Origin of the sequence: Thermosynechococcus sp. Uc (genome assembly GCF_029335995.1) — a bacterium.
Classification (GTDB): domain Bacteria; phylum Cyanobacteriota; class Cyanobacteriia; order Thermosynechococcales; family Thermosynechococcaceae; genus Thermosynechococcus.
Genome location: NZ_JARJMS020000104.1, coordinates 60,507 through 68,800, shown reverse-complemented (window position 1 = coordinate 68,800; position 8,294 = coordinate 60,507). Strand labels below are relative to the sequence as shown.

Below are 8,294 nucleotides of genomic sequence, written 5' to 3'. Positions count from 1 at the left end.
TAGATATAGATAGATATTATTTATTACAGTCTTTGCTCAATCCTTGCCCTTGACGTGAAAACTCCACTTTTAACAGCCGCCCAAGAGGCCCTTGCACCCACCTTTGCGGAAATTGATGCTCGCGTCAAAGAAAATTTAGAGCGGGTTCTTAGTGCCTTCCGTCAGCAGCGGCTGGGAGTGCACCACTTTAGTAGCATGACCGGCTATGGCCACGGGGATCTGGGGCGTGAGGTGCTCGACTGCGTTTTTGCAGAGGTAATGGGGGCAGAGGCTGCCCTAGTGCGGGTGCAATTTGTTTCTGGTACCCACGCGATCGCCACGGCCCTCTTTGGCGTGCTCCGCCCCGGCGATGAACTGGTTTCCTTGGCAGGCCCCCCCTACGACACCTTGGAAGAAGTCATTGGCCTGCGGGGGCACGGCCAAGGCTCCCTCAAGGACTTTGGCATTCACTATCGCGAGATTCCCCTCTTAGAGAATGGCGAACCCGATTGGGGGGCGATCGCCACCTGTGTCCAGCCGCAGACTCGCATGGTGCTGATTCAACGCTCCTGTGGCTATACTTGGCGCCCAAGCCTCAGTCTGGAGCAAATCGGCAAAATGATTCAACTGGTCAAGGGGCAGAATCCCAATGTGGTCTGCTTTGTTGATAACTGCTACGGCGAATTTGTCGAGACCCAAGAACCACCCCATGTGGGCGCCGATTTAATTGCAGGCTCTCTGATTAAAAATCCCGGCGGCACCATTGCCACGGCGGGGGGCTATTTAGCGGGGCGCGCCGATCTCATTGAGCAAGCAAGTTATCGGCTGACGGCACCCGGAATTGGCCATGCAGGGGGAGCCACGTTTGATCAACATCGTCTGCTTTTCCAAGGACTGTTCTTAGCGCCGCAAATGGTTGGTGAAGCCCTCAAATCCGCCCATTTATTGGCCTACGTGTTTGACCAACTGGGCTATCCTGTCAACCCTGCCCCCCTTGCCCCCCGCCGCGATGTCATTCAGGCCATTCAATTGGGCAGTCCTGAAAAGCTTATTGCCTTTTGCCGCACATTGCAGCGCTACTCGCCAGTGGGCTCTTACTTAGACCCAGTGCCCGCGCCAATGCCCGGCTATGCCGACAATCTAGTGATGGCGGGGGGCACGTTTATTGATGGCAGTACGTCAGAACTGTCTGCCGATGGCCCATTGCGTCCGCCCTATATTGTCTTTTGCCAAGGGGGAACCCACTGGACGCACATGGCCTTGATTTTAGAAGCCCTGCTAGATCAGGCATTTTGAGACCAGCCGTAGACTTGGGCAACCGCTTCCCACTGGCACAAAATACTCTGCTCAAAGGCTTCCTGCCATGTGGGGCAAGTCGCTTGAGTGATCTGGTGTGCCTGTGCTCCCATCCGCTGGCGGTAGTGGGCATCTTCTAAAAGTGGGGTAATGGCGGCGGCCCAATCTTGGGGGTCGCGACTGTAAACCACGATCCCATCCTCCCCTGAGCATTTGATATACTTACGTCCGCCGTCAAAACCCGAAATGACAACGGGTAACCCCGCTGCCCGTGCCTCCACCACTACATTTGGACCAGTTTCCGACTCTGAGGGAAAGACGAATAGATCACTGCTTGCATAAATCGCCCCCAATGTTTCTTGATCCACCTTCCCGATGAGAGTGACGCGATCGCCCAAAAGTGTCTTGACAATTGCAGCCTGTGCGCCCTCGCCGACAATTAGAACATGGAATGCCTTCCCTTGGTTGGCTAGTACCTGAGCCGCCTGCGCCAACAGGAGCACATTTTTGCTGGCATCTACCCGACCGACAAAAAGAATGACCGGCACTGCTGGTAGGCGATACTCTTCCCGCAGCCATTGGGGATGGCGAAGTCGGGGATGAAAGCGATCGCGATCAATTCCCCGCTGAAACCACGCCACCCGCTCAGGAGGCAAAAACGTGAGGAGCCAATCGGCATCCTGCTGTCGCGAGACCAATACGCGATCGCTTGCACGCATAAAGCCTGCTAATTTGCGTTCGGCTCGGCAACCAAACCAGTGATCCACTTGTAGTTGCTCTAGCCATAGCCAGCGCCAAAAATCTCGCCCCCAACTGCGGCCACTCATGCGCCAAATAATTTCCCGTGAATAGGTGCGGGTCAGTAACGGCAAATCAGTGTGAATTGAACTGAGCAGAGGATGATGGTGCTGGCGACAAAAGCGGCGCACTGTTTGGGCAAAGCTAAAGGTATCCGTAATGTGAAACACCTGATGTTGAGGTAAATAGTGTCGCAATGCCCAATGAAAGGGAGCCACGTCGGTCATGCCCGCCCCTTGGCGCATAATTTCCAATGAATGCGTGCTGAATTGCGGCGGTAGCAATTGGTAGCGAACATTGGCCGCCACCTCTAGGGTTTGCCGTTTTTCACCAAGGAAATAAATCGTTAGGTCAACGCGGTTTGGGTAGTGGCTAGCAGCTTCGGCAAAGCGTTCCCAACATTTGACATGTCCCCCAGCATTGGGTTGCCATTCAAGGCAAATAAAGACAGCAACAGATAGCGGTTGGGGCAAACCAAACTCCTCAAGATTCCATTTTGATAAATTAAATTTAATAAAGACTACCTAGATATCCAATTGTCGGATCATTCACTGTTGTCAATGATAAGCTACCGTCATCGTGCGATCGCTATTCTTTTAGCGTTGGCCGGTATCTTTCTCCCCGGTCTCCATAAATTTTATTTGCGTCAACCTCTATGGGGTGGCGTTTATCTACTGCTGGGGCTACTCTTTTCAACGGTGCCCTATGGTTCTCTGGGTAGCATTGCTCGCATTGCCTGCGTCATTGAGGCAGTATGGTATTTGTTTCAAGGAGCCGATGCCTTTGATGGCACTTTTAACCCTGAGATTAGCGCCGTCGTTCCGAAGCTCCCCGCGCCTCGTTTTGAAAAATCAACCTAATACTGCCAATAGCGACGACCTTGCCAGAAAATCCCCACAGCTGTGCCAATCAAGAACACATCGGTCAAGGGAAAAAATAGGGGTCGCAGTCCCAAAGTGCCGCCAAAAAAACTAAAGAAGATACTGCCCATTAGGACGCACGCAAATAACGCCCAGAGGGTAGCGCTGTAGATAGGCGCTGGGTTAAACCAGACCTCCAAACAAATGACTGCCACCATACCAAGGCCAATACTTAGACCAAGGCGGATTAATAAAACCAAGGGAGACTGCAGCAGGATCATTAGTGCCTCGCGCACCGCTGTCATAGTAGCGGCAATATAGTAAAGACCAGTATCAAACAGCGCTGCCATCAAGGTAATCAAAAGACCTGTGGGCACCAGCGATCGCCAAGGCAGTGCCTTAAACTGTTGCCAAGGATCGGACACAAGCAACACTCGCATTAAATTCATGTTTAGTTTATCTTGACAGAGTTTAGGGGGTCGGTAGATCGCCAAGGCTCATTTCCAGTTCCATGCGCTGTTCCATCTGGCGCAGAAAATATCCCGTCATCATCGCTGAGGCCAATAATCCCGCAAGATTGTCGCGATCGGTGGCGATTTGCACATTAAACTCTTCGGAGGGAAGGCCACCCACAAGACCTTGGACATTCTGGCTGATAATTTGGCGAATTTCTGGACTGACGGAACGGGCAATACGGGTCAAAACCTCTGGTGATTGACTTTGCAGGTACTTCAGGAGCAAATTGGGCTGCCCATCATCCGTAGAAGACTGGTAGAAATTAGCGTTTCCGGGATCAAAAACCATAAGCAGTGCTCGTTGGTTATGTTAACTATCAGAAGTGTTGAACAATGGATTGAGAGACTAGAAAAAAGGAAGAAATCCTGTATTCTTCCCCTAAAACCTTAAAGAGTAGAACAAGTATCTACCCAGCCTAGCATCTTTTCAAGCTATTGTCAAATCCGTCCTCAAACACCTCAGCCCTTGGGACTATCCTGCTGTGAACTGGCAACTGCTGTTCAAAATTTGCCTGACGCCAGCGGTAAAGGTAATTTTAGGCTGAGTGGTACCTTAACTGTACGTTCATTGGTCAAACTTTCTTTAGGTAAGCCGAAGTCTGACACAAGATTTTTCGGCAGAAGTGTTGAATTCTGTAACAAAAATTAACACTCTCAGCCTGCGTCGAGCGGATGCGAGAGGCCACAAGTCGCTCTGGCTGTCAATCAAAACTCCAATGCACTAAATGCACTATTGAAATCGCTGACTGAGTTCTCAACTTGTCTAACAGTCGATAAATGCATTACCAATCTCGAAACTTCCAGCTCGCAAAGCCTCTATCATTACGGCTATGGCATTCTCAGGAATCATTTCTATCACTCAGCAAGCCCAGTTTCACTAAACGGTGACAGTTCTGCACCGTACATCGCCTAGGTTGGGGGGGTGACATAGGTGGGAAAGCAGTAGTGGCGTTAAACTGTCTCTGCGGCGGTGGCCGATTGAGAATTTATCGCAATTTATGAAGATGCACTTATTGTGAGGCCAGTTAATAAGGACAGTTGCTTGTATTGGCCAAATTTGTCAAGTTTAATTATAGCTGAGCCAAAACACCTCTACTAACTTTTAGAGGCAAGATAACCTACATGGTTGAGCGGCCAGTAGCAGGCGATCGCCCGACCAATGATGTTTTGGGTGGGCAAAAATCCCCAAATGTGGGAATCATTGCTGTGATTGCGGTTATCCCCCATAACGAACAGCATCCCCTCAGGCACAGTCATTGCTGGTAGGGTGTACAACGGTGGCTCGGTAATGTAAGGTTCCTCAAGGGGGCGATCGTTGACCCAAACGTAACCATCGTGAACCGCCACCGTTTCCCCTGCAATGGCAATCACCCGCTTAATCAGAGCTTGGTCGGCTTTATAGCCCATGGTTTGTAACAGCGGTGGGGTGTAAAAGACAACAATGTCTCCGCGCTGGGGCGATCGCCAGCGATAGGTAATCTTTTCAACAACAATGCGATCGTTGGGCCACAGGGTGGGTTCCATAGACTCCGAAGGAATAAAGCGGGACTCGGCAACAAACGTACGAATCAAGAGAGTAATCAACAGAGCCACCCCAATGGTTAGAGCATTGTTGCGCAACACTTGCCAGCGGGATGGAGAATTTGTTGTTGGAGCAGACATACAAGGGGATTGAGGGAAACCAACATTTTTTATAGTAGCGGTTTCGGTTCTTTGTGAGCGTCTTGCCCCTCCTAGGATAGCCAAAACTGTGCAAACATCAAGGGTATGGTGCCCTTTGTCGGCGGCAATGATTCCACGTCAACTGATATTGCGCAATTTCCTCAGCTATCGCCAAGCCACTCTTCCCTTTGCAGGGTTACATCTGGCCTGTATTTGTGGCGCCAATGGGGCGGGCAAGTCCTCGCTCCTTGAGGCGATCGCCTGGGCGCTATGGGGCCAAAGCCGCGCTAGCCGTGAGGATGATGTGATCTACTACGGCGAAATGGAAGCCCAAGTAACGTTTGAGTTTAGCGTCCAAGGACAGACTTATCGGGTGGTGCGGTTGCGGCGACGGCAGCAGCATACGGTTTTAGAGTTACAGATTCAGACGGCGGCGGGCTATACCTCCCTAACGGCGCGATCGCTGCGAGCTACCCAAGAAAAAATTATTCAAATTCTTCGCCTTGACTATGCCACATTTGTCAACAGTGCCTATTTGCGTCAAGGCCGTGCCGATGAATTTATGGCCAAGCGCCCCAGTGAGCGCAAGCAGCTTTTGGCAAGCCTTTTAGGCCTAGATCAATACGAGACTCTCGCAGAAGCAGCCCGCGATCGCGCCCGTGACTACAAAGCCCAAATCACTGTTTTAGAACAACGGCTCCAGACCCTGGAGAATCAACTGGCTCAAGAACCCACCTTGCGTGCCCAGCAGGCAGCCCTACATCGGCAAATTGAACAACAACGGCAGCAGGTCGAGCAGTGTCAACAACGGCTCCAAGAGCAACAAGCCGCCTACCACGTCCATCAACTGCAACAGCGGGACTACGAGCATCTGCAACAACAGCGAGACACCCTAGGGACAACAATTGCCCATCTGGAGCAACAGTGCCAAATGCTTCGCCAAGAACAGGCGGCCATTGCGGAGCTAGAAGCCCGTGCCCCTCTATTGGAAGCCGCGGTCAGCCAATGGCAGAGCCTTAAAACTGCCGAAGCGCAATTGCAGCAGTGTTTTGCCGAATATCAACGCCTGCGCCAAGTGCGCGATCGCCACCAGCAGACCCTCGACCAGCAGCGCCAAGACCTTCTGCGTACCCTGCATGGGTTGGAGAGCCAGCAACAATTTCTGCTAGAACAATGTCAGCAGTTGGAAAAGCTTCTCAAGCAAGAAAACCAGATTGTCGCTGCCCTGGAACAATTACAGCGATCGCGGGTCTACCTCCGGGCACAGGAAGAGCTTCAGCAGAAAGTCTTTCCCCTCCTCCAAGCTAAACAGCGCCTTGAACTGGAACGGCAACAGCAGGAGCAGCGCCTCCGCAGCCGTCGCGACGAATTGCAGCAGTTGTGGCGGCATCTCCATCAACAGGTGGAACGGCAGCCCGCTCTCCAAGAGGCGGTGACATTGATTACTGCCCAGATTGAAACTCTTGAAAAACAGCGCATTTATCAAGATCATGTGCGGGAAAAGGGACTAGAGCGCCGCCGTTTCCTAGAGCAACTCCAAGCCCGCCAGCGGGAGTATGAACGGCAAATTAGTCAACTGGAGCAGCGCTTAGAACTCCTCAACCAGCCGGGAGCTATTTGCCCCCTTTGTCAACGTCCCCTTGATGCCCAGCACCATCAGGCAGTCCTACGGCGCAACGCCGCTGAAAAAGAAGAACTTCTGAATCAAGTGTGGGTCATTCGCGAGCAAATGGCGGTTACAGAGCGGGAAATTCAAGTCCTGCGGCGGGAATATCTCAATGTTGGCTATGAAATCTCGCAACTGACACAACTTTTTGAGCAACGGGGACAACTTCAGCAGCAACTCCAGAGTACGCAGGATTTAGAACCACAACTGGAGCGCTTGGCCAAGGAAATTCAGCAAATTGAGCAACAGCTTGCTAAAGGCCCTCAGGAGACGCTGGAGGAATTACAAGTAATTGAGGCGGAACTGGCACGTCTGAGCTATGACGAAAAAAATCTGGCGATCGCCCGCGGGCAAGTGGAAAAATGGCGCTGGGCTGAAGCCAAAGAACAGGAATTCCGCCAAGCGCAACGGCAATACCGTCAGATTCAGCAACAACTGCCTGCCCTAATGGCACAACAGGAGGAACTGCAACGGCAGCTCAATGCCCTTGAAACAATTTCTCCGCTAGCACAAACGCTGGCAAGCCTTGACCAGCAGTTGGCAGCCTTGGCCTACGATCCTGAGCACCATGCCCAAATTCAGGCACAACTAGCTGCCCTAGAAGCCGACTATGAAGCTTATCAAGCCCTGCAACGTGGGCGATCGCGCCAACCCCAACTGAGCCAAGACCTCCAGCACCTTGCGGAGACGCTTCAGCAACAACAGAGACAATTACAACATATTACCGCAAAACTTGCCAGCCTTGAGGAAACAGCTCGTGCTGCTAACCGCTTTGCCGCCAGTCTCAACCAACGTCAACAGGAACTCCTCAAACAGCAGCAGATCTTAGAGGCCAACCTTGCCCACCACGGAAAGCTCACCGCTGAATTAGAGCAACTCCATCGCATCGCACAGGAATACGAACAGGGACAACAAACCCTCGCCCATCTCCGCCATCAGTATCGCCTCTACTGTGAGCTAGCCCAAGCCCTCGGCAAAAATGGCATTCCCGCCATGCTCATTGAAACCGTCCTCCCCCATCTAGAGGCAGAAACCAATCATATTCTCGGTCGCCTCACTAACCATCAGCTCCATGTTCAGTTCATTACTCAGCGCAGCCGCCGCAGTGGGGCCGACACCAAACCCATTGAAACCCTTGACATTCTCATTGCCGATTGCCAAGGTACCCGTCCCTACGAAAGTTATTCCGGCGGTGAAGCCTTTCGCATTAATTTTGCTTTGCGTTTAGCACTAGCACGGCTGCTCGCACAGCGTTCTGGAAGTGATGTTCAGTTTCTGATTATTGACGAGGGGTTTGGTACCCAAGACGCCCAAGGTTGTGAGCGACTCATTGCTGCCCTCAACGCGATCGCTCCAGAATTTCACTGCATTTTGGCCATTACCCACGTCCCTGCCCTTAAGGAAGCTTTTCAAACCCGCATTGAAGTCACTAAAACAGCAGGAGCTTCCCAACTCAGCATCATTACCTAAAATAGGCCTAGTAGTTTTCGGCAAAATGGTAGAGTATGGTCAGCAACA

The 8,294-nt window shown here is 51.8% G+C and carries 7 protein-coding genes; 3 read left to right on the top strand and 4 right to left on the bottom strand.

The genetic code is table 11. The features are described 5' to 3' along the window. Positions 1–54 precede the first annotated feature (54 nt). On the top strand, positions 55–1,275 hold the full coding sequence (locus tag P3X23_RS11840) for a methionine gamma-lyase family protein (protein WP_300877048.1): 1,221 nt from the start codon (positions 55–57) through the stop codon (positions 1,273–1,275). Here the strand turns inward: P3X23_RS11840 and P3X23_RS11835 are convergent. Continuing rightward, the gene (locus P3X23_RS11835; RefSeq protein WP_300877045.1) at positions 1,263–2,546 is read right to left on the bottom strand and encodes a glycosyltransferase; all 1,284 of its coding nucleotides are present in this window, start codon (positions 2,544–2,546) and stop codon (positions 1,263–1,265) included. The genes P3X23_RS11840 and P3X23_RS11835 overlap by 13 nt on opposite strands. Before the next feature lie 87 nt (positions 2,547–2,633). Here P3X23_RS11835 and P3X23_RS11830 point away from each other — a divergent pair, with 87 nt between their 5' ends. Then, a complete protein-coding gene (locus tag P3X23_RS11830; RefSeq protein ID WP_300877043.1) occupies positions 2,634–2,933 on the top strand; it encodes a hypothetical protein in 300 nt (99 codons plus the stop codon). Here P3X23_RS11830 and P3X23_RS11825 read toward each other — a convergent pair. The 3 genes from P3X23_RS11825 to lepB all read right to left on the bottom strand — a co-directional run bounded on the left by P3X23_RS11825 (position 2,930) and on the right by lepB (position 5,110). Then, the gene (locus P3X23_RS11825) at positions 2,930–3,358 is read right to left on the bottom strand and encodes a hypothetical protein (protein WP_300877041.1); all 429 of its coding nucleotides are present in this window, start codon (positions 3,356–3,358) and stop codon (positions 2,930–2,932) included. The genes P3X23_RS11830 and P3X23_RS11825 overlap by 4 nt on opposite strands. Positions 3,359–3,404: 46 nt before the next feature. After that, on the bottom strand, positions 3,405–3,737 hold the full coding sequence (locus tag P3X23_RS11820; RefSeq protein ID WP_300877038.1) for a DUF760 domain-containing protein: 333 nt from the start codon (positions 3,735–3,737) through the stop codon (positions 3,405–3,407). A gap of 806 nt (positions 3,738–4,543) precedes the next feature. Then, the gene (lepB, locus tag P3X23_RS11815; RefSeq protein ID WP_300877035.1) at positions 4,544–5,110 is read right to left on the bottom strand and encodes a signal peptidase I; all 567 of its coding nucleotides are present in this window, start codon (positions 5,108–5,110) and stop codon (positions 4,544–4,546) included. Positions 5,111–5,237: 127 nt separating this feature from the next. Here lepB and P3X23_RS11810 point away from each other — a divergent pair, with 127 nt between their 5' ends. Further along, the gene (locus P3X23_RS11810) at positions 5,238–8,246 is read left to right on the top strand and encodes an SMC family ATPase (protein ID WP_300877032.1); all 3,009 of its coding nucleotides are present in this window, start codon (positions 5,238–5,240) and stop codon (positions 8,244–8,246) included. Positions 8,247–8,294 lie beyond the last annotated feature (48 nt).

Excerpts from the sequence above, each read along its gene's own strand:
- P3X23_RS11830 (WP_300877043.1), top strand. The coding sequence starts at position 2,634 with ATGATAAGCTACCGTCATCGTGCGATCGCTATTCTTTTAGCGTTGGCC.
- P3X23_RS11820 (WP_300877038.1), bottom strand. The coding sequence starts at position 3,737 with ATGGTTTTTGATCCCGGAAACGCTAATTTCTACCAGTCTTCTACGGAT.
- lepB (WP_300877035.1), bottom strand. The coding sequence starts at position 5,110 with ATGTCTGCTCCAACAACAAATTCTCCATCCCGCTGGCAAGTGTTGCGC.
- P3X23_RS11810 (WP_300877032.1), top strand. The coding sequence starts at position 5,238 with ATGATTCCACGTCAACTGATATTGCGCAATTTCCTCAGCTATCGCCAA.